At 58.7% G+C, this 20,693-nt stretch carries 22 protein-coding genes; 14 read left to right on the forward strand and 8 right to left on the reverse strand.

All coding sequences use genetic code 11. The annotated features are described in order from the left end of the window. Window positions 1-238, reverse strand: a 238-nt coding sequence (locus tag HU218_RS09765) for a hypothetical protein (protein WP_174874759.1), incomplete at its 3' end; no start/stop codon positions are given. 49 nt (window positions 239-287) lie between these two features. Here HU218_RS09765 and cysG point away from each other — a divergent pair. From cysG to HU218_RS09835, 14 genes are all read left to right on the forward strand, one after another. Continuing rightward, window positions 288-1,694, forward strand: coding sequence for a siroheme synthase CysG (gene cysG / locus HU218_RS09770; RefSeq protein WP_174874760.1), 1,407 nt, complete (start codon window positions 288-290; stop codon window positions 1,692-1,694). A gap of 57 nt (window positions 1,695-1,751) precedes the next feature. Then, entirely contained in the window at window positions 1,752-2,165 is a 414-nt protein-coding gene (locus tag HU218_RS09775) for a PTS sugar transporter subunit IIA (RefSeq protein WP_174874761.1), read from the forward strand. Further along, entirely contained in the window at window positions 2,146-2,415 is a 270-nt protein-coding gene (locus HU218_RS09780) for an HPr family phosphocarrier protein (RefSeq protein ID WP_174874762.1), read from the forward strand. The genes HU218_RS09775 and HU218_RS09780 overlap by 20 nt, the downstream gene beginning before the upstream one ends. 40 nt (window positions 2,416-2,455) lie before the next feature. Continuing rightward, window positions 2,456-4,195, forward strand: a complete 1,740-nt coding sequence (gene ptsP / locus HU218_RS09785) for a phosphoenolpyruvate--protein phosphotransferase (RefSeq protein ID WP_174874763.1) — start codon at window positions 2,456-2,458, stop codon at window positions 4,193-4,195. 17 nt (window positions 4,196-4,212) lie between these two features. Then, window positions 4,213-5,292 carry a putative lipopolysaccharide heptosyltransferase III gene (gene rfaQ / locus HU218_RS09790; protein ID WP_174874764.1) on the forward strand — a complete coding sequence of 360 codons (1,080 nt, stop codon included), beginning with the start codon at window positions 4,213-4,215 and terminating at the stop codon, window positions 5,290-5,292. Next, window positions 5,289-6,428 (forward strand): glycosyltransferase family 4 protein, encoded by a 1,140-nt coding sequence (locus HU218_RS09795; RefSeq protein WP_174874765.1) that lies wholly within the window; start codon window positions 5,289-5,291, stop codon window positions 6,426-6,428. The genes rfaQ and HU218_RS09795 overlap by 4 nt, the downstream gene beginning before the upstream one ends. After that, window positions 6,425-7,540, forward strand: a complete 1,116-nt coding sequence (locus HU218_RS09800) for a glycosyltransferase family 9 protein (RefSeq protein WP_174874766.1) — start codon at window positions 6,425-6,427, stop codon at window positions 7,538-7,540. Before HU218_RS09795 ends, HU218_RS09800 begins: the two co-directional genes overlap by 4 nt. 18 nt (window positions 7,541-7,558) lie before the next feature. Beyond that, entirely contained in the window at window positions 7,559-8,857 is a 1,299-nt protein-coding gene (locus tag HU218_RS09805; protein WP_174874767.1) for an O-antigen ligase family protein, read from the forward strand. After that, window positions 8,850-9,956, forward strand: a complete 1,107-nt coding sequence (locus HU218_RS09810) for a glycosyltransferase family 4 protein (protein WP_174874768.1) — start codon at window positions 8,850-8,852, stop codon at window positions 9,954-9,956. Before HU218_RS09805 ends, HU218_RS09810 begins: the two co-directional genes overlap by 8 nt. Window positions 9,957-9,968: 12 nt before the next feature. Beyond that, window positions 9,969-11,717 carry a lipid A export permease/ATP-binding protein MsbA gene (gene msbA / locus HU218_RS09815; RefSeq protein ID WP_174874769.1) on the forward strand — a complete coding sequence of 583 codons (1,749 nt, stop codon included), beginning with the start codon at window positions 9,969-9,971 and terminating at the stop codon, window positions 11,715-11,717. Between the two features lies 1 nt (window position 11,718). After that, window positions 11,719-12,828 (forward strand): glycosyltransferase family 4 protein, encoded by a 1,110-nt coding sequence (locus HU218_RS09820; RefSeq protein ID WP_174874770.1) that lies wholly within the window; start codon window positions 11,719-11,721, stop codon window positions 12,826-12,828. Then, on the forward strand, window positions 12,815-13,636 hold the full coding sequence (locus HU218_RS09825; protein WP_174874771.1) for a polysaccharide deacetylase family protein: 822 nt from the start codon (window positions 12,815-12,817) through the stop codon (window positions 13,634-13,636). The genes HU218_RS09820 and HU218_RS09825 overlap by 14 nt, the downstream gene beginning before the upstream one ends. Before the next feature lie 157 nt (window positions 13,637-13,793). Then, window positions 13,794-14,330 carry a GspH/FimT family pseudopilin gene (locus HU218_RS09830; RefSeq protein WP_174874772.1) on the forward strand — a complete coding sequence of 179 codons (537 nt, stop codon included), beginning with the start codon at window positions 13,794-13,796 and terminating at the stop codon, window positions 14,328-14,330. 38 nt (window positions 14,331-14,368) lie between these two features. Then, window positions 14,369-14,746, forward strand: coding sequence for a type IV pilin protein (locus HU218_RS09835; RefSeq protein ID WP_174874773.1), 378 nt, complete (start codon window positions 14,369-14,371; stop codon window positions 14,744-14,746). A 5-nt stretch (window positions 14,747-14,751) separates the two neighbouring features. Here HU218_RS09835 and HU218_RS09840 read toward each other — a convergent pair whose 3' ends face one another. The 7 genes from HU218_RS09840 to HU218_RS09870 form a co-directional block, all read right to left on the reverse strand. After that, window positions 14,752-15,123: a type IV pilus assembly protein FimV gene (locus HU218_RS09840; protein ID WP_174874774.1), complete on the reverse strand. Its 372-nt coding sequence runs from the start codon at window positions 15,121-15,123 to the stop codon at window positions 14,752-14,754. Window positions 15,124-15,205: 82 nt separating this feature from the next. Beyond that, a complete protein-coding gene (gene aroB, locus HU218_RS09845; protein ID WP_174874775.1) occupies window positions 15,206-16,294 on the reverse strand; it encodes a 3-dehydroquinate synthase in 1,089 nt (362 codons plus the stop codon). Between the two features lies 1 nt (window position 16,295). Further along, the gene (gene aroK / locus HU218_RS09850) at window positions 16,296-16,829 is read right to left on the reverse strand and encodes a shikimate kinase AroK (protein WP_174874841.1); all 534 of its coding nucleotides are present in this window, start codon (window positions 16,827-16,829) and stop codon (window positions 16,296-16,298) included. 34 nt (window positions 16,830-16,863) lie between these two features. Continuing rightward, complete coding sequence (locus tag HU218_RS09855) at window positions 16,864-18,969, reverse strand: type IV pilus secretin PilQ (RefSeq protein WP_174874776.1); 2,106 nt, start codon at window positions 18,967-18,969, stop codon at window positions 16,864-16,866. After that, window positions 18,966-19,487, reverse strand: a complete 522-nt coding sequence (locus tag HU218_RS09860) for a pilus assembly protein PilP (protein ID WP_217450783.1) — start codon at window positions 19,485-19,487, stop codon at window positions 18,966-18,968. The genes HU218_RS09855 and HU218_RS09860 overlap by 4 nt, the downstream gene beginning before the upstream one ends. Window positions 19,488-19,502: 15 nt before the next feature. After that, window positions 19,503-20,120, reverse strand: coding sequence for a type IV pilus inner membrane component PilO (locus HU218_RS09865; RefSeq protein WP_174874777.1), 618 nt, complete (start codon window positions 20,118-20,120; stop codon window positions 19,503-19,505). Then, complete coding sequence (locus HU218_RS09870; protein ID WP_174874778.1) at window positions 20,117-20,692, reverse strand: PilN domain-containing protein; 576 nt, start codon at window positions 20,690-20,692, stop codon at window positions 20,117-20,119. Before HU218_RS09870 ends, HU218_RS09865 begins: the two co-directional genes overlap by 4 nt. Between the last annotated feature and the right edge of the window lies 1 nt (window position 20,693).

Below are 20,693 nucleotides of genomic sequence, written 5' to 3' on the forward strand. Positions count from 1 at the left end.
GTCCGAAGCGTGGCGAAACCAGCCGGATCTGCAATTGCCGGTCCAGCAGCAGGTAGCCGCCGGGCAGCGAGTTAAGGACGGTTTCCAGCGCGGAGGTGTCCGGGGCATTCCGCTTTGATTGCTTGTGCATCGACGGGACGGGAAATTCCAAACGGGTCGGGTAGTTGTGATTGTAGTCATTCCGGCCGCGGACGACGCGGCAGAATTGCTTGCGCCGGCAGGCGCTGACGGTCGCCAAGTCGCAGCCGGGCGGGTATCCTCGACAGGATTATCGACGGGAGCTGCGTGTGGAGTATTTTCCGATTTTTCTGCGCCTGCAGGATGAACCCTGCTTGCTGGTTGGCGGTGGCGAAGTGGCGGTGCGCAAGGCTCGTCTGTTGTTGTCGGCCGGCGCGCGCCTGACGGTGGTGTCGCCGGCGCTGGTGCCGGAGTTGGTCGCATTGGCGGACAGCGGCGTTATCCGGCATGTGCCGCGCGCGGTAGCCGCGAGCGATGTGGCCGGCCAGCGACTGGTGGTGGCCGCCACCGATGACCGCGAGGTCAACCGCATGGTGTCGCAGGCGGCGCAGGCGCAAGGCATCCCGGCCAATGTGGTGGATGACCCGGAGTTGTCCAGCTATATCACGCCGGCCATCATCGACCGCTCGCCGCTGGTGATCGCGGTGTCTACCGGTGGTGGCGTGCCGGTGCTGGCGCGGCTGGTCCGCGCCCGGCTGGAAAGCATGATTCCTGCCGGTTTTGGCAATCTGGCACGGTTTGCCAGCCGTTTCCGCGACCGGGTCAAGACGAGGTTCGGTAATGTGGAGCAGCGGCGGGCATTCTGGGAGTCGGTGCTGGAAGGGCCGCTGGCAGAACAGGTAATGAACGGCAACGAAACCGCGGCAGAAGCCGAGATGCTGGCGCGGTTGGCCGCCAGCGACACGCCGCCATCCGGTGCGGTGTATCTGGTGGGCGCCGGGCCGGGCAATCCCGATCTGCTGACTTTCCGTGCGCTGCGGCTGATGCAGCAGGCCGACGTGGTGCTGTACGACAATCTGGTCGCCGAGCCGTTGCTGGAGCTGGTGCGCCGCGATGCCGAGCGTATTTTTGTCGGCAAGCAGCGCGCCAACCATTCCTTACCGCAGGAAGACATCAACAGCCTGATGGTGCGCCTGGCGCGGGAAGGCAAGCGCGTGTTGCGGCTGAAGGGGGGCGACCCGTTTACTTTCGGTCGCGGTGGCGAGGAAATCGAGGCGTTGGCCGCCGAGGGTATCCCGTTCGAGGTGGTGCCCGGCATCACCTCCGCCAGCGGCGCGGCGGCCTATGCCGGCATTCCGCTGACCCATCGCGATCATGCCCAGTCGGTGACATTTGTTACAGGTCACAAGCAGGACGGCAGCATAGCGCTAGACTGGCCGGCGTTGACCCGGGAACAGCAGACCGTGGTGGTTTACATGGGGCTGACCATGGCGGCGGAACTCTGCGCTGAATTTATAAGTCATGGCAAGGCGCCCGGCACCCCGGCGGCGGTGGTGGAACGCGCTACCACCCTGCAACAGCGTACCGTTGTAGGAACACTGGAAACCTTGCCTGGCTTGATCCAGGCGCATAGTATCAGTTCGCCCGCACTGATTATCGTGGGCGATGTGGTGGCGCTGTCGCCAAGGTTGGGCTGGTTCCGCCCTGCCGAAACAGCGCCGGGGACGGCGGGCTGACCGCCATGCCGGCCGCTTGCGGCCAACTTGACCGGTACAAGCCGGAGTAGACGAAACATGGTTGGCGTACTGATCATTTCACATGGCAATCTCGGGCACAGTCTGGCCGATTGCGCGCGGCATGTACTCGGCCGTGTGCCGGACAATCTGGCCGTGATGGCCGTGGAAAAACACGAAGATCCGGAACAGAAGTTCCTGGAGGCCGGCGCCTTGGTTGCCCGGCTACAAGAGGGCGAGGGCGTGGTGGTGCTGACCGATATGGTCGGCGGCACCCCGGCCAATATCACCTGGCGGCTGGTGGATGCCGGCAAGGTGGAAGCCGTGGCCGGCATCAATCTGCCGATGCTGGTGCGGGTGCTGTGCTACAGCAGCCAGCCGCTGGAAGTCGTGGTCAGCAAGGCCATAACCGGCGGCCTGGAGGGGGTCTATTACATGTTGCCAGAGAGCAAAGATGCAAAAACAACAGATTGAGATCATCAACAAACTGGGCTTGCATGCGCGGGCGTCCAGCAAGTTTACCCAAACCGCCAGCCGTTTCCGTGCCGAGGTATGGATTGCGCGCAATGGCCGTCGTGTCAACGGCAAGAGCATCATGGGCGTGATGATGCTGGCGGCGGCCAAAGGGGCAATGGTCGACCTGGAGACCAATGGCGAAGACGAAGAGGCCGCCATGGCCGCTCTGGTGGAATTGATCAACAACCGCTTCGACGAAGCGGAATGATCCGCCGGCAATAACGAAAACAACAGGCGAGGGAGCAAGCATGAGCATCATCCTGCACGGCGTGCCTATCGGTGGCGGTATCGCCATCGGCCGGGCGCACTTGTTGACGCAGAGTATGGATGACGTGGTGCATCTGGTGCTGGACGACGACGAGATTCCCGCCGAGCAGGCCCGCTTTGACCTCGCCGTGCGCGAAACCCGCAAGCAGCTGGAGCTGCTGTGGGGCACCATCCCCGAGAACGCGCCAGCCGAGCTGGGCGCGTTTCTGTCGTTGCACATCATGCTGTTGTCCGACCCCACCATTTCGCGCGAGCCGCGCGAGCTGGTGGAAAGCCAGCGCTGCAATGCCGAATGGGCGCTGAAACTGCAGTGCGACGCGCTGGTGGCGCAGTTTGACGCTATCGACGACGACTACCTGCGCGAGCGCAAGCACGATGTGCTGCAGGTGATCGAACGTATCTTCAAGAACCTGGGCGGCCACAGCACCGAGCTGCAGATTGCCGAGGATCTGGACGAAGACACCATTCTGGTGGCGCACGACCTGTCGCCGGCGGATATGGTGTATTTCAAGGATGCCAGCGTGGCAGCCTTCGTCACCGATGTCGGTGGTGCCACCAGCCATACCGCCATTCTCGGCCGCAGCCTGGACCTGCCGTCGGTGATCGCGCTGCATCACGCGCGCGAACTGGTGCGCGAGGAAGAAATGATCATCGTCGATGGCCAGCAGGGGGTGCTGGTGATCGATCCGCCGGCCTCGGTGCTGGCCGAGTACCGCCGCCGCCAGCGCAACTGGGTGGAAGCGCGGCGCAAACTGTCCAGCATCCGCAAGACCGATGCCATTACCCGCGACGGGACGCCGATCGAACTGCTGGCCAATATCGAGCTGCCGCAGGATGCGGCCAACGTGCTGGAGTCCGGCGCGGTGGGCGTCGGGCTGTTCCGCAGCGAATTCCTGTTCCTGGGGCGCGATAGCCTGCCATCCGAGGACGAACAATTTGAAGCTTACCGCGAGGTGGCTCAAGCCACCCGCGGTGCGCCGGTGACGGTGCGGACCATGGACCTGGGCGCCGACAAGACCCCGCGCTGGCTGGGGCATGGCAGTGCGGAAAACCCGGCACTGGGCCTGACCGGCATCCGCCTGTGTCTGGCCGAGCCGCTGATGTTCCGCGCCCAACTACGTGCGCTGTTGCGGGCGTCCCATTACGGCAAGATCCGTATCCTGTTCCCGATGATCAATGGCCTACCGGAATTGAAGCAGGCGTTGTCACAGCTGGAGTACGCCAAGCAGGAGCTGCGCGAGGAGGGCATTCCGTTTGCCGCGGAGGTGGAAGTCGGCGCGATGATCGAAATCCCCTCGGCGGCACTGGTGGTCGGCAGCCTGCTCAAGCATGTGGACTTCCTGTCCATCGGCACCAACGACCTGATCCAGTACACGCTGGCCATCGACCGTAACGACGATTCGGTCAGCCATTTGTACGATCCGGTGCATCCGGCAGTGCTCAAGCTGATTTCCCACACCATCAAGACCGCCACCAAGGCCGGTAAACCGGTGTCGGTGTGTGGCGAGATGGCCGGTGACGCCCGCCTTACCCGCCTGCTGTTGGGCATGGGGCTGCGCCGCTTCTCCATGCATCCGGCCAACCTGCTGCAAGTGAAGCAGAATGTGCTGGATAGCCACCTCGACGAGCTCGGCCCGCAGGCCGGCCGTATCCTGCGCAGTGAAGACCCTGATAGAATCGCCGATCTTCTGCAACAACTGAATGCTGGGCCGGGCGCCTGACCCGGCTTTTTTCTTTTATGCTCAAGGACGCCATCGATTTATCCGCCGTGCGGCGCGTGCTGGTTATCAAGCTGCGCCACCACGGCGATGTACTGTTGAGCTCGCCGGTATTGTCGGTGCTGAAAAACCATGCGCCGCATGCCGAGATCGACGCGCTGGTGTATCACGACACCCGCGACATGCTGGCCGGCCATCCCGCGCTGAGCGAACTGTTCACCATCGACCGCCAGTGGAAGAAGCTGGGGCCGCTGGGGCAGCTGTGCGCCGAATGGCGACTGCTGGCGCAGCTGCGCGCGCGTCGTTACGACCTGGTGATCCACCTTACCGAGCATAAACGAGGTGCCTGGCTGTCACGCCTGCTGGCGCCGCGCTGGTCTGTCGCGCCTAGCGGGAATTTTGGCAAGCTGTTTGCCAACAGCTTTACCCACCGTTACCCGGTAATCGGCGGTAATCGCCGCCATACCGTGGAAATTCACCTGGATGCGTTGCGCCGGTTGGGTATTTACCCGGCTGCCGACGAGCGCCGCCTGCAGCTGGCCATTCCGCAGCCGGCCCGCGAGGTGGTACGCGCCAAACTGGCGGCCAACGGTGTTAGCGGTCGCTACGTCCTGATTCATCCGACCTCGCGCTGGCTGTTCAAGACCTGGCCGGTAGCGCGCATGGCCGGCCTGATCGATGCGCTGACCGCGCGCGGCGAGACCGTGGTGTTGTCGGCGGCGCCGGATCGTGCCGAAATGGCGATGCTGGCGGAAATCCAGTCGCGGCTGGCAAGGCCGGTCGCCAGCCTGGCGGGTGAGTTGAATCTGAAGCAGTTGGCCGCACTGATCGACGATGCGGCGCTGTTTGTCGGCATGGACTCGGTGCCGATGCACATGGCGGCGGCGTTGCAGACCCCCTGCGTGGCGCTGTTTGGCCCGTCCGGCGATATCGAATGGGGACCGTGGCAGGTACCGCATCGCTTGCTGGCGACGGCCATGTCCTGTCGTCCCTGTGGCCGCGACGGCTGCGGTGGCGGCAAGCGCAGCGAATGTCTGGAGCTGATCGACGAGCAACAAGTACTGGCAGCCATTGAACAGCTGCAGCAGGAATTGTCATGAAAAAACTCGCCATCGTGCGTCAAAAATACAATCCGGCCGGCGGCGCCGAGCGCATTGTCAGCGCCATCCTGCAGCAGCTGCGTGGCCGCCCGGATATTGATGCCTACCTGATCAATCGCAAGTGGCAGCCGATGGACGGGATCAAGGGGGTGTCGGTCAATCCGTTCTACCTGGGCAATGTCTGGCGTGACCGCAGTTTTGCCCGCGCTGCCAAGGCGCGTTGGCAACAGGATGGTGCCGACCTGGTGCAATCGCACGAGCGCATTCCCGGTTGCCATGTTTACCGCGCCGATGATGGCGTGCATCGCGCCTGGCTGGCGTCGCGTCGTGGCGTGAAAGGGCCGCTGGGCATGCTCGGCATGATGCTGAATCCCTACCATCACTACATGTTGGCCGCGGAAAAGGGCATGTACCGTTCTCCTGCGCTCAAGGGGGTGATCTGCATTTCGCAGATGGTGAAGCACGACATCATCGAGCATTACGGCGTGGCAGAAGACAAATGCCACGTGATCCTCAACGGTATCGACACCGACTTTTTCAATCCACAGGATGCCCGTGCCAAGCGTGATGGTTTGCGGCGTGAACTGGGCATTCCGCCGCAGGCGCCGGTGTTGGTGTACGTCGGCTCCGGCTTCGAGCGCAAGGGTGTGGCCCAGGCGCTGCAGGCCATCAGCCAGCAGCCCGAAGTCTGGCTGGTGGTGGTAGGTGGCGATAAAAAACTGCGCCGCTATCAGCAGCTGGCGGAAACGCTGGGTGTCGCCGGACGGGTGCGATTTACCGGCGCGCAATCCAATGTGCGCGACTATTACGGCATGGCCGATGGTTTCATCCTGCCGGCCTTGTATGAGCCATTCGGTCTGGTGGTAAGCGAGGCGCTGGCTTGTGGCCTGCCGGTACTGGCCAGCAGCCGCGTTGGCGCCGCCGAGCTGTTGCAGCCGGGCGAAACCGGCTGGATTACCCCGCCGCAGGATGATGCCGGCTGGCGCGCCGCGGTGGCGCAGTGGTTGGCTGCGCGTGAACGTTGGCCGCAAATGGGGGTTGCCGGACGGCAGCGGGTGGCAGGCATGACCGAGAAACAGATGGTCGATGCCATGATCGCTCTGTACGACGGCTTGCTGGCGGACCATCCGGCATGAAGAACAGTCGTGTTCCCGGTCGGCTACTGATCTTTGCCTGGCTGTTGCCGCGTCTGCTGCTGCGATTCTGGCGGCGCAAGCCGGCAGCGGCGGAAATGCGGCGCATCGTGGTCTTGCACCAGTTTCTGCTCGGCGATGCCTTGATGGCTACCAGCCTGCTGGCCAAGCTGCGGCAACAGCATCCGGCGGCGGAAATCCTGCTGGCCTGCCCGCCGCTGCAGGCCGAGATGTATGCGGCACAGCCGTATGGTGTGCGCACCATACCCTGGTCGCCGCGCGATTTTTCCGCCATCTGGCGCTTGTGCACCCTTGGCCGGGTGGACTGGGCGCTGCTGATGGGTGAGAACCGGCTGTCGTTTCTGGCGCGGGCGATGGGCGCGCGTTGGGTGTCAGGCTTTGCCGGTGAGACGCCTGCCTACAAGAACTGGCTGCTGGATGAGGCCGTGCCGTATGCCAGCGAGCCGGAAGCCTGGAGCGATACCGCCGCCCGCTTGGTGCCGGGGCCGGCGCCGGCACCATTTGCCTTGGCCGATTGGCCGCTACCACAGGTGGCGCTGCCGGACTTGCCGGCGCGCTTCGTGCTGCTGCATGTCGGTGCCAGTTCGGCTACCCGTTACTGGCCGGCGGCCAACTGGACCGCATTGGCGCAGCATTTGCGCGCACGGGGGCTGGCAATTGTCTGGTCTTGCGGCCCGGGCGAGCAGCATTTGCTGCCGGCTGGCGGTATCCAGGAAAACGATGTGGTATTGGCCGGCAGCCTGCGGTTGCCGCAATTACGCGCGGTGATGGCGCAGGCGGCGGTGAATGTGTGCCCGGATACCGGCGTAGCACACCTGGCCAAGACCACCGGCCGGCCGCTGGTGATGTTGTTTGGTCCGGGGGCCGAGGTGCTATTCGGTCCGGGCCAATTCTTTGGCGCGGCACCGTTTGCCGGTGTCGGCCCGGTATGGTTCCCGTGCCGCAACCAGCGCAGCATTCATCATCGTGAAGTGGACTGGGTGCTGCGTTGTGGTCGCCGGTTCGGTGATGCCCCACCGGCCTGTAAGCGCCCGCTGTGTATGGAAGCTATCCAGTCTGATGCGGTAGCCGCGGCTGTTGGCCGCATGTTGTAACCCAATGATTGAGACGCGATGACTAAAAAGCTGGACATGCTGTTCTTGTTGCTGGCCCTGGTGTTTGTGACGGTGGCCAATGTGTCGCACACCGTGGCGTTACGTTATGTGCTGCTGGTGCTGTTCCTTGGATACTCCGTTTGCCACCGGTATGCGCTGCTGGACTTCATTCGAAGCAGCAGAAAGCTGTTCTGGTCGCTGGCTGCATTTGTCGGCTACGTGTTCCTGCATTCGCTGTTGTGGTCCAACTGGCCGGAGCTATCGCTGGGCGAGGCGCGTAGCCAGATGTTGATGGGACTGTTGTGGTTTGTCGCTGGCGGGGTGCTGTTCTGGCGTCGTCAGGCGCTGTCGATCAAGGATGTGGTGTTACTGGCGGGTACACTGTTATGTGGTGTGGAACTCGGGCATGCCGGCTATGTGCTGGTGACGACTGGCGCGTTGCCATACCAGACGGCATTTACGACTGCGACCAAGCTGGAATTGACCTTTTTCATCAATACCGTACTGGTATTCCTGGCGGTACGACTGTTTGCCGATTTCAGCCCGCGCTTTCACTATGCTAGCCGATTGCCACGCTGGCTTCCTTACCTTGCATTATTGCTATTGTTATCGGTCAGCCTGATGGCCGGGGCGCGCAACGGTCTGATCGGCATGGTGTATCTGGCGTTTTCCATGCTGGGGGTCTTCCTGTATTGGGAGCGCAAGCGTTTGGGCTGGCGTAAGGCATTGCTGATTGTCTTCGTGATCTGTGCCGCCGTGGGAGCTATGGCTGGTTACGCGTTTCACAAGGATACCCGGAATCAGGTTTTTGCCGGCTCGGCCGACATGGGGTGGCATTACCAGACTTCAAAAGGCTGGCTACGGACCGAACCTTATCCGGTGATGGCCAATGGTCAGGGTGTGGACCCGTCAGCTTACGAGCGCACTGCCTGGATCAGCCGTGGCCTGGACTTGATCCGCGACAATCCGCTGGGCTACGGCTATGGCCGTAATGCCTTTACCCGTGCGCTGACGCATCTCGGTATCGAAAACAAGTTGGGTCATAGCCATAGCGGCTTTATCGACCTCGGGGTCGGGCTGGGCGTTCCGGGCATCCTGCTGTGGCTGTTGTTCTGCCTGTCGCTGATGTTTACCGGGTTGAGACGCTTTGTGCGCGGGCAAAACACGACCGGTCTGGTGCTGGCACTGGTGGTTGGCGGCTTTGTCGGCCGCATGCTGATCGAGAGCATCCAGCGTGATCACCTGCTGCATTTGTTCTTGTTCATTGTGGGCGCACTGCTGGCAGAACTGCTACGCGAGGAGTCGCAACGTGCTTGAACATGTGATCTTTACCGAGTCTTCCCGCAATGTCGGCGGACAAGAGTTGCAGCTGATGCAGCAGATGGCAGCCATGCAGGCGCGCGGCACCGGCTGCACCCTGGTTTGTCCTGCGGGGGGCAAGGTGGATGCCGCGGCGCGGGGACGTGGCCTCGCAGTAGAAAATGCGCCGTTCCGCAATAGCCTGCACCTGCCCAGCATCCTTACCTTGGCCGCACTGCTGCGTCGTACCCGGGCCGGGATGGTGATTTGCCACAGCGGCCACGATGCCAACAATGCGGCGCTTGCCGCGCGACTGGTGCGGCCCCGTCCGTTCGTCCTGCGCTCGCGCACCTATCTTGCGGGGCGGGTGAAGCCGCTGCCGTACAATGTGCTGGCCGATGCCACCATGGTGCCCAGCCACTATCTGCGTAATGCCTTGCTGGAGAATCCGGCCGTGCGTGCGGAACGCATCCATGTGGTGTATCCGGGTATCGACTTTACCGCGATTGACCAGCGCTGCAGCGAGCCATTGCCGCCGCATGTTGCCGACTGGCTGGCTGCAGGACATGGGCCGTTACTGCTGCACGTGGCCATGCTGCGCGGCGAAAAAGGGCATCTGCTGATGCTGGAGGTGCTGGCGCGACTGCAACAACGTTGGCCGCAACTGCGCTACCTGATCGCGGGCGAAGGCGAAGCCCGAGCCGCTATCGAGGCGCGCATCGCCGAACTGGGGTTGCAGCGGCAGGTGTTGCTGGCGGGGTCGGTGCTGCCGGCCAGTTGCCTGTTCCGCCATGCCGATCTGCTGGTGATGCCGTCCACTTACGAACCGCTGGGGATGTCGCAGATCGAAGCGCTGGCACTGGGGGTGCCGGTAGTGGCCAGCGCCACAGGCGGTATTCCGGAAACTGTCAGTCACGAGCACACCGGCCTGCTGGTGGCGCCAGGCGACGTGGATGCCTGGGTAGCGGCAATCGACCAGGCGCTGTCCGCGCCGGCGGCCATGCGCGCGCTGGCGCAGCAGGGTGCACAAGATGTGCGCGCCCGCTTTTCCGTAGAACACAATCTGCAGCAGATTCTGGCGCTGCAGGCCGACTTTACCCGCCGTCAGGCGCGTTAAAAGAGAGAAAAATTGCATAACTCGAATCGAAGCAGCCTGCAGATCTATCTGCGTCTGTTGCAATACCTGAAGCCGTACTGGAAGGTGTTCCTGTTGTCGCTGGTGTCAATGACCATCGCTGCGCTGACCGAACCGTTCTTTGCCCGGCTGATGAAACCGCTGATCGATGGCGGCTTCGTCAACCGTGACCGTTCCGCCATGGTGTGGGTGCCGCTGGCCATCATCGGGGTGTTTGCGGTGCGCGGTATTACCTCTTTCATCAATGAATACAGTTCCAGTTGGCTGACCGGCCATCTGGTACAGAAGCTGCGCGAGCAGATGTTCGCCAAGATGCTGCGGCTGCCGATCAGTTACTACGACGACAATCAGTCCGGCCGGCTGGTGTCGCGCATTTCTTACGACGTGAACCAGGTCACCGAGGCCGGTTTCAACGTCATTACGGTGACGGTGAAGGACGGCATCACCGCGCTGAGTCTGCTGGGCTGGCTGCTGTATCTAGACTGGCAGCTGACGCTGATCTGTCTGGTGGTCATGCCGGTGGTGACACTGTCGATGCGCAAGGTGGGCAAGCGCCTGCGCGGCCTGTCGGTACAGAACCAGCATAATATGGCGCAGCTGACGCAAGTATTGAGCGAGAGCATCGATGGCCAGCGGGTGGTGAAAATCTATGATGGTTACTCGCTGGAGCAAAACCGTTTCAACGATGCCGCCATGGCATTGCGTCGCAATCAGGTCAAGCAGAGCGCTGCCAGCTCGGCTAACACCGGCGTCACCCAGCTGGTAATTGCCTGCGCCCTTGCCGCCATCCTGTATTTCGCCACCGTGCGTGCACAGCACAATAGCTTTACCGCCGGCGACTTCATGTCGTTCCTGACGGCGATGATGCTGCTGTTCGCGCCGGTAAAGCGGGTGACCGGCGTGGCGCAGGCGATGCAGCGCGGGCTGGCTGCCGCCGACAGCATCTTTACCTTTCTGGACGAGCCGGAAGAACCGGATACCGGCAAGCAAGCCTTGCCGCAAACCCGTGGCCAACTGCAATTCCGCGCTGTCGGTTTCAGTTACCCCGGCGCGGAACGCGAGGCGCTGTCCGGCTTGAGCTTCGAGGTACAGCCGGGCGAGACAGTGGCGCTGGTGGGCTCATCCGGCAGTGGCAAGACTACGCTGGCCAGTCTGGTATCGCGCTTCTATCAACCGACCGACGGGCAGATTCTGCTGGATGGCATCCCGCTGTCCGACATCCGCTTGGCCGATTTGCGCCGCCATATCGCGCTGGTGAGCCAGGAAGTCGTGCTGTTCAACGATACCGTGGCGGCCAACATCGCCTATGGCGCGATGCGTGATTGTGATCGCGACAGCATTGTCCAGGCGGCGCGTGCGGCCAACGCGCTGGAGTTTATCGAAGCATTGCCGGAGGGCTTCGATACCGTGATCGGCGAGAATGGTGCCAAGCTGTCCGGCGGACAACGCCAGCGTCTGGCCATTGCCCGCGCGCTGCTGAAAGATGCGCCGATCCTGATTCTGGACGAGGCTACCAGTGCGCTGGATACCCAGTCCGAACGTCTGGTACAGAGCGCACTGGAAAACCTGATGAAAAACCGTACCACGCTGGTGATTGCCCACCGCCTGTCTACCATCGAGCATGCCGATCGCATCGTGGTGATGTACCAGGGACGCATCAAGGAAATCGGCAATCACCAAGCCTTGCTGGCGCAGGATGGCATGTACGCCCGCCTGCATCAGCTGCAGTTCAAGGAAAACTGAGATGGCAGAAAAACTGCTGACCATCCTGCATACCGAGTCGTCAGTCGGCTGGGGAGGGCAGGAGCACCGTACTTTCAAGGAAATGGTGGGGCTGAAGAAGCTGGGGCACCGCGTGTTGCTGCTGACCCGCGCCGGCGCCAGGTTGGCTGCACGCGCCCGCGAGGCCGGTATCGAGACTTTCGAGATCCCGATCTACAACGCCTTCGACCTGCGTGCCATGTGGCGCATCTACAAGCTGATCAAGGCGCAGCGCGTGGAGGTGGTGAATACCCACAGCGGCCACGACAGCATCCTCGGTGGCCTGGCTGGCCGGCTGGCTGGCATCAAGGTTGTGCGCACCCGCCATCTGGCATTGCCGATCACCTCCAAGCTCACCTATTCGGTGCTGCCGCATCATGTGGTGTCGGTCAGCAATTTCGTGCGCAGCTATCTGATCGATGCCGGTATTCCCGATGATCGGGTGTCCACGGTGTATACCGGGGTGGACCCGGAGCAACTCAAGGTGGACGGCGAGCCATCGCTGCGCCGCGAGCTTGGCCTGCCGGACAGCGCCAAGCTGGTACTGACCGTAGCCATCATGCGTACCGAGAAGGGGCATCGCTTCACCATCCAGGCTGCGCCGCGGATCCTGGCGGCCTGTCCGGATACCTACTTCATCTTTGCCGGCGATGGCCCGCTGTTCGACGAGCTCAAGGGGCAGGTGGCTGCCGCCGGGTTGGCCGATCGCATCCTGTTCCTCGGCCTGCGTCGCGACATCGCCAATGTGCTGGCCTCTTGCGACCTGTTCCTGCTGCCTACCGAGCAGGAGGCGCTGGGAACCGCTTTTATTGAGGCGATGGCCATGGGCCTGCCGGTGATCGGTACCAATGTCGACGGTGTGCCGGAGGTGGTGCATGACAATGTGAATGGTTTGCTGATCAAGCCCAGCGATCCGCAAAGTCTGGGCGATGCCGTGATCCGGCTGTTATCCGATGACGTATTGCGTCAGCAAATGGCCGCCAATAGTCGAGAGCTGGTGGCTGCACAGTTCTACGTCGACGTGATGTCGCGCAATATGCAATCGCTGTTGCGCAAAGTGGTGGCGCAAGGAGAAGGCCATGTCGCGGGCTGATGCCGTACCGGTACTGATGTATCACCACGTCAGCCCCAATCCTGGTCTGGTGACGGTGTCGCCGGAAACCTTCGACGCGCACATGCACTGGCTGGCGCGTGAAGGCTGGCATGCTTTGCGCGCCGAGGAGTTCGCTGGCTTTCTGGCCGGCAAGCCGGTACCGAAGAAGAGCGTGCTGATTACCTTTGACGATGGTTATCTGGATAACTGGGTGTATGCGCACCCGGTGTTGCAGCGCTACGGCTTAACCTCATTGCTGTTTACCATTTCCGGCTGGATTGGTGATGGCGAAGTACGCGCGGTGGCGGGGCAGGGAAGGGCGTTGCCGGAAACACCGGATCACAATGCCTGCAAGCAGGCCGTGACCGACGGGCGCACCGACCAGGTGATGATGCGCTGGAGCGAGATCGAGGCGGCGCGTGCGGCCGGTACTTTCGAGTTTCACAGCCATACCCATAGCCATGCACGTTGGGACAAACTGTGTACCAGTCGCGAGGAAAAACGCGAGAAGTTGGCCGCAGACCTTGCCGCGGCGCGAGACACGCTGCAGCGCCGGCTAGGGGCGGTCAGTGATCACTTGTGTTGGCCGCAGGGCTATTTTGATGATGACTACCGCGAGGTGGCGCGTGCGGCCGGTTTTAGCCATTTCTATACCGTCGACAAGCATATCAATACCATCCGCACCGACCGCGAGTTGATTGGCCGGGTTGTTACCAAAGATAGACGTGATAACTGGCTGGCACAGCGTATGTGGATATACAGTCGCCCCAGGTTGGGTGCGCTTTATCTGGCTCTGCGTGGCAAATAAAAGAACGGGGTTTTTACCCCGTTTTTTATTTGCTGGATACAGGGGGGGGGTAATCCCCAAATCGGCTCATTGACGCTTACTCAGCGTGCCCGCAACGTCTTGCGTTTTCATAATTCCATTTGATAGTCTTATGTCATATTGATTTGTGGCGATGACTATGGAGCGGATGCACGGGTTCTCGCTGGTCGAGATGTTGCTGACATTGGCGTTGTTCACCATTGTGGCTGGATTCTCGGTGCTGGACCTGGGACGGATGATCCGGGTACAGCGTTATCACGCGGTGATGAAAGAAGTTGCTACTCATCTCGCCCTCGCTCGCGCAGAGGCTAGGGTACGGCGTTTGCCGGTACATGCTTGCGCTGCCAATTTCAAAAACAACCTGGACGTACAGGGCTGTCAATCACTGGCGAAAATGCAAGCCCCCTACCATTGGGGGGAAGGGGTGATGGTTTTTTATGACAAGCAGGGTGGCCGCAGCGATGTTTACGACAGCAAGGAGTTGCTTACTACGGCGGCCATCGAACCCGCGTTGAATCTGCAATTAACCGCGTCCCAGCCCATGCTAACTTTCAACCCTGACGGCATGATGCGGCACGCGTTGGTGGTGCTGGAGTTTTCAGCTAGACAGGATGCGTGGTGCCAGCGCTTGACGATCTATAAAACCGGTTTATCCAGTCAGCGAGGGTGCGATTGAATCGGCGCGGTTTTAGTTTGCCCGAGCTGTGCATCTGCTTGCTGATTGCCGGCATCCTGCTGCAGTGGGCTGTGAGTAGTTATCGGGAACAAATGCGACAGCAAGCGGTGCATGGTGCGGCACTGCTGCTCAAGCAGAATGCAGCCTTCCTGGCGGAATATTACGCGCAGCATCGACGTTACAAACAAACCGCATCCAGTTGGCCTGCACTTCCTTATCCGGCTTACCCGATCTCGGGAGCAGTATTGTTCTCCATCGAATTTGGCAGTGGCGCCAGGAATACAGACAACGGGTACTATGTGCTGCGAGCGGTTGATGTTACCAACCGGCTGCGTTATGTCGAGTTAACCCAGACCGGCGTGCTGAAGTACTGTCAGCCAGCAGGCAGTGTGGAGGTCTGCAAACTGCAGCCCTGACACATTTACTGGAATAGTGGATGGTGCGGGGCCAGCTCGCGCCCTTCTGCGGCTACTACTTCCCAAACCGACAGATGAGCAAGCCGTGGTTGTAACTGCTGAGCCAGTTCGACATAGGAATGAACATCCAGCAGGTAGGCATGTGTTTGCAGCAATAGCAGTTGGGCAGAAAGATTCTCAGGCTCCACTTGCACGGTATATAGCAGCACACGTAGTGCTTCTTTGCGCTTGCCGTAGGAAAGGAAAATCTCCGCTTCGGCGACAGGGTCGATTCCGCGATCTTGTGGTGGTACAAAGCTGCGGCCAACTTGGAACAGTTTTACCAGCCGGGTGATTCCCTGCGATTTACCAAGCTTGGAGATTAGCTGTTTGCACATGGTAGGCTCCTGAATGTTGTCAGGAGATTTTCCGGCTTGTACTTCTTTGTCGCAATTCGTAGAAATGCGTATCCGCTAGGATTTATGCTTTATCGATAAACCGCCCGGTGAGAACTTGCTGTAGCACGCTTTGCGGCAATGTCGCTAGGTGTGCTTGTCCCAGAGACTTCAGCAGGACAAAACGAATCTGTCCATCGCTTACTTTTTTGTCATGGCTCATCAACTCAAGCCAGGTATCAAAGCCGAGGTCCGGACTGATGCTAGGCAATCCCGCCCGTTCCAGAATGACTTTAACGCGCTGGACATCTGCTTCGTTGAGATGTCCGAGTAAACGTGATGCTTCTGCAGCCAGCAACATGCCGGCACCTACGGCTTCACCATGGAGCCAAGTACCGAAGCCCAGGCCGGCTTCAATGGCATGGCCAAAAGTGTGCCCCAGATTCAATAGTGCCCGCACCCCGTGTTCTTTTTCATCTTGGGACACGATGTCTGCCTTCATCGCACAAGATGTCTCAACCGCATGGGCTAGTACCTTCTTGTCCTTGGCGCGCAGTGCTGCCATGTTCAGCTCAAGCCAGGCGAGGAAATCGATATTGCCCAGTAAGCCGTATTTGATGACCTCTGCAAGACCGGCAGAGAGTTCACGCTCTGGCAGCGAGTCCAGCAAGTCCATATCGGCCAGTACGGCTTTCGGCTGATAGAACGCACCAATCATGTTCTTGCCCAGAGGATGATTGATTGCCGTTTTGCCACCAACGGAGGAGTCCACCTGCGACAATAACGTCGTGGGAATCTGGATGAATGGTGCGCCGCGCTGATAGCAGGCTGCGGCAAAGCCGACCATATCACCAATTACCCCGCCACCCAGCGCAATCAGCGTGGTGTTGCGCTCGCAGCGATGCTGTAGCAATGCATCGAAAATCTGGTTGAGGGTTTCCCAGTTCTTAAAGTCTTCGCCATCGGGCAGAACAATGGGAATGACGGTAATGCCATGTGACTCCAGAGTTTGACGCAGGCTGGCAAGATATAGCGGAGCTACTGTGGTGTTACTGATCAAGGCAACTTTATTGTGCTTGATGTGTGGTAACAGTAGATCAACCCTGGCAAGCAATTGTTGCCCGATGTGAATGGGGTAGCTGGTGTCCGGCAGTGTCAGGTCAAGCGTAATCATGTCAGGGCAATTGGGTGAGAAGTCGTTGTTCCAGGCGTTGCACCAGTGTGTTGACATTCTGACAGCTGGTGTCCATGACTACGTCAGCGATTTCCATGTAGAGCGGATCGCGCTGCTGGTAAAGCTGCTCAAGCTTGGCGCGTGGATCAGAGGTTCGCAATAGCGGCCTGCTTTTGTCGTGCTTGGTTCGGGCCAGAATGTCATCAATTTGGGCGCGGAGATAAATCACGGTGCCATAGGCTGATAGCATCTGGCGATTTTCAGGTGCCAGAATCGCGCCGCCCCCAGTGGCAAGCACGATGTTTTGCATCTGACATAACTCAGCAATTACCTGCTTTTCGCGGGCACGGAAGCTTGCCTCGCCTTCTATGTCGAAGATAGTGGCGATTTTAACGCCGGTTCGACGTTCGATCTCGTGGTCCGAGTCGTAGAAAGTCTTGCCAGTGTGACGAGCCAATGTGCGGCCAACCGTAGTTTTGCCGGCACCCATCAGACCAACCAGAAAAAAATTGCCTGCCAGTTCCATGGCAGGCATTGTATCGGATTGCATTATGGCGTGTCTGTGCTATTTAGCGGGCAATCAGTTCGCTTTCCACAATGCGCGGAGTGATGAATACCAGCAGTTCACGACGGTTGTTGATGACCGACTTGTTGCGGAATAGCGCGCCTAGAACCGGAATGTCGCCGAGAAGCGGCACCTTGTTTTCCGTATTGCTAGTGTCTTGGGTGTAAATACCGCCGATGACGACTGTTCCGCCATTTTCTACTCTGACTTCGGTGGTTACGGTTTTCTTGTCGATGCCTGGTTCGCTGCCCACAGAAACGGTGTTGCTGACGCTGTCCTTGGTGAGGTTGAGCTTCAGCACGATATCCTCATCAGGTGTGACTTGTGGAGTCACCGTCAGACTTAGCAGGGCTTCTTTGAAGCTGGTGTTCACGCTATTGGCCGTACTGCTGGTATAGGGAATTTCTGTGCCTTCCGAAATAGTGGCAGGTGTGCGATCGGCCGTAAGAATGCGTGGGCTGGAAACAATCTTGCCTTGACCCTCCTGTTGCATGGCAGACAGTTCAAGACCGATCAGGGTACTGGCACTCTTGTACACCGCACCGATGCTGGCTCCACCTAAACTTGCGGGCAAGCTGATGTTCGGGCTAAACGAAATCGTGCCGTTATCACCGAACGTACCAATCGAGGTATCTCCCCCTGTCTTGGTTATGCCTAGTTTCACCCCCAGATCACGCTGGAAGTTGTCCTTGGCCTCCACAATACGTGCTTCGATCAGAACTTGGCGTAGCGGCGTGTCCAGTGTCTGGATTACCTTGCGCAGTTCTTCGATAACCGACACCCGTTCGCGAACAATGATTTTGTTGGAGCGGGGATCAACAACCAGACCGGTAAACTTGGCATTCTGTGCTGCCGTATTGCCATCCGGTGCATCGATAATGGTGCTTTCGCGATAGACATTGACCAGCTCTTTCAAGGCGTCCTTGAATTCTTCGACGGCACGATACTTGATCTGGAATGTTTCGGTGATCAGCGGTTCATTGTTTACTTTCTGACGCTGAGACTCGGCGGCTTGCTTTTCGACCGCCAGCAGTTCTGCGCGTGGAGCAATACGGATAACGTTACCGATTTGACGTTTTTCTAGGTTCTTTTGCGCCAAGATCAGATCCAGCGCCTGGTCCCAAGGAACGTCTTTCAGTCGCAACGTGAGCGAGCCGTTGACAGAGTCGCTAACAATGACGTTCAAGCCAGTAAACTCAGCAATAACCTGCAAAAGTGAGCGCACTTCAACATTCTGGAAGTTGAGAGATAAACGTTCACCTTTGTACGGATTCTTGCCTTGCGCCAGCAGTTGGGCATTCATTTCATCTGCCGTGCGTTTTTGGATTTCGATTACAAGCCGGCGATCTGTCTGGTAAGAGGAATAACCCCAATTCCCTTCGGACTGGATGATAACTTTGCTGCCGCTCCCTTGGTTCACTGCATCGATACGAGAGGTAGGTGTGGCAAAGTCAGTGACATCGAGACTGCGCTCCAGTGATCGGGGAATCTTCACTCCAGCCATATCAATAACGACGTTTTTACCTTCACGACGGATATCAACTGGAGTATTGGCATCGGGGAGGTCCATGACAATGCGTGCCCCTCCAGCATTTCCTCTGCGGAAGTCGAGACTAGATAGCAGTCCATTCGGCGCTATAGCGCCAGGTGATGCCGCCACGACCGGAGGTAAGATTTCAGTGGGCGGCTCGGTGGCAGAGGCTTGGTTACTGCTGGCAGTTGCAACTTTATTGGCAAGCGTAATCAAGACCCGATTTTGCTCGACTTTGTTGCTATAGGACGCCGGTTTGGTCAAGGCCAATACGAGTCTGGCCTTATCCTGCCCTTCAACGAGAGTGGCACTGCTGATCAAACTGCTGCTAAGAGAAAATTGATTTTTTCCTGTCTGATTACGGGTCGCAGGAAAGTCGAATGCAATTCTCGGAGGGGATGACATGGCAAAACTGCGCGGCGACGGTGCTGTATCGGCAAAGCTGATTGCCAGAACCTGTTGCTCTTGATCGTTTTGGATCACTTTGATATCGGTGATGGTACTGGCGGCCCATGCCGGTAACGACAGCAGCGAGAGTGCCATTGCCGGAGCGAGCAATAGTAGTGAAATTTTTTTCATGGGGTTCTTCCTTGTTCCACCTGCAGGTATAGGTGATTTTCCTGCGTGACCCATTCGCCGTTAATATCTTCAACCGACTCTTCCAACCGCACATCCGTTTCGCTGATGCTGCGTACGATACCGAAGTTCGGCCCAATAAAACTGCCAACCTGAATACGCTGGATGCCGACATCCGGGGTTTTGATCAGGCCGATCCGGCCGCGCTTCAACATGATGGTGCCAACCAGCTTCAATTTCTCAAGGTCATAGTTTTCCAGTAACTCCCGAGGTCTTTGTGTGTCCGGTAGGTTGTTACGAGCATTTTTCTTGGCAATTTGCAGTCGGTCGGTGTTGAATGGCGGAATCAGATTCTGGCCTTGATATTCATTAGGCGTATACGGCTGCATTGGCGGAATTGGTTCTATCGAGCCTTTGATGTTCTTGCCTGAATCCCGCATCCATTGCTCAAGATCATCGTGTTGCTTATAGCCGCAGCTTGTCAGCAACAGACCGATTAGTAGCGTAGTAATCAGTTTCATGATGAGGGCTCAAATTCAGGGGGAGCGCTTGGCTGGAAGCGCTTCGCTTTGGTCTAGGGCGCGGTAGGTCCGCGCGGTTGCATTCATAACCAGGCGAGGGTTATTTGGCGCTGCATTTTCTGGTAACAAAGAGATATTGCCTAGAGTCACGATGCGCGAAAGTTTGCCGACATCGGTGGCAAAGATTGCCAAGTCGTTGTAGCTACCCGTGAGTCGAATCTGAATTGGAAGCTCTGCCAATTGCTCTCCTCGAATTTCGGCAGCGGGGCGGAATAGATCAAATTGCAAACCACGACCGATGCCGGCTTGGTTGATTTCTGTTAGCAAGGAATCCATTTCCGCTTTGCTCGGCAACTGTTGCAACATGACATTAAATGATTTTTCAATTTCTGCCAGCTGGGTACGCAATGCCGCAAGGTTGGCTACCTGTTGTTTTTTATTAAGGAAAGTATCTCTTAGTTGTAATTCTTGATTGTGTGCCTGATCTATTTCATCAAGCATATCACTGAAAAAAAAGTAATAGGCAAGGCCAAAAACAAGTGATGCGGCAATGATCATTGCACCAACTTGGGCTTGAAGTGGCCAGTTAGGGGTATCTTTGAAATCTAGCTGGCGAATTTCATCGAGTGTCATTTATTCGCTCCAGGCTGCTTATTCGGAGGTTCTACCTGGCGTAGATTAACATTCAGGCTAAACTTGTTTGCCCGCATATTGCTTTCGACCGAAGCGCTAACTTCAATCAGGACGGGGTCAGCAAAGACTTGCGAGTCACCTAGGTTGCGCATCAACTGAGATACGCGCGAGCTGGAAAGTGCAGAGCCGCTAAGACTGATCGACGAGCCATTTTGGGTGAAATTACGCAGATAAACGCCTTCCGGAACAATTCGAATCAGCTCGTCAAATATTCTGACTGCTTGACCGCGTTCGGATTGCAGTTTCTCTATCAACGCTTGCCTGGTCAGCAAGTCCGAGCGTTTTTTGCGCAGTGGCTCGATATCCTTGAGCTGCTCGTTGAGCTTGGCTATTTCTTGCTCCAGGCGCTGGTTACGCTCGATCTGTGTTTCTTTCCAGCTGTTCAAGAGCAGGTAAGTACCGCCAGTCAGCGCCAAGGTTGCGATAACGCTGCCAATCAGAATGCGCTGGAAGCGCTTGCGATGGGCGGCTTTTTTCTGTTCGCGGTGAGGGAGCAGGTTGATGCGGATCATG

It is taken from the genome of Vogesella oryzae (assembly GCF_902829295.1).
Taxonomy (GTDB): Bacteria; Pseudomonadota; Gammaproteobacteria; order Burkholderiales; family Chromobacteriaceae; genus Vogesella; species Vogesella oryzae.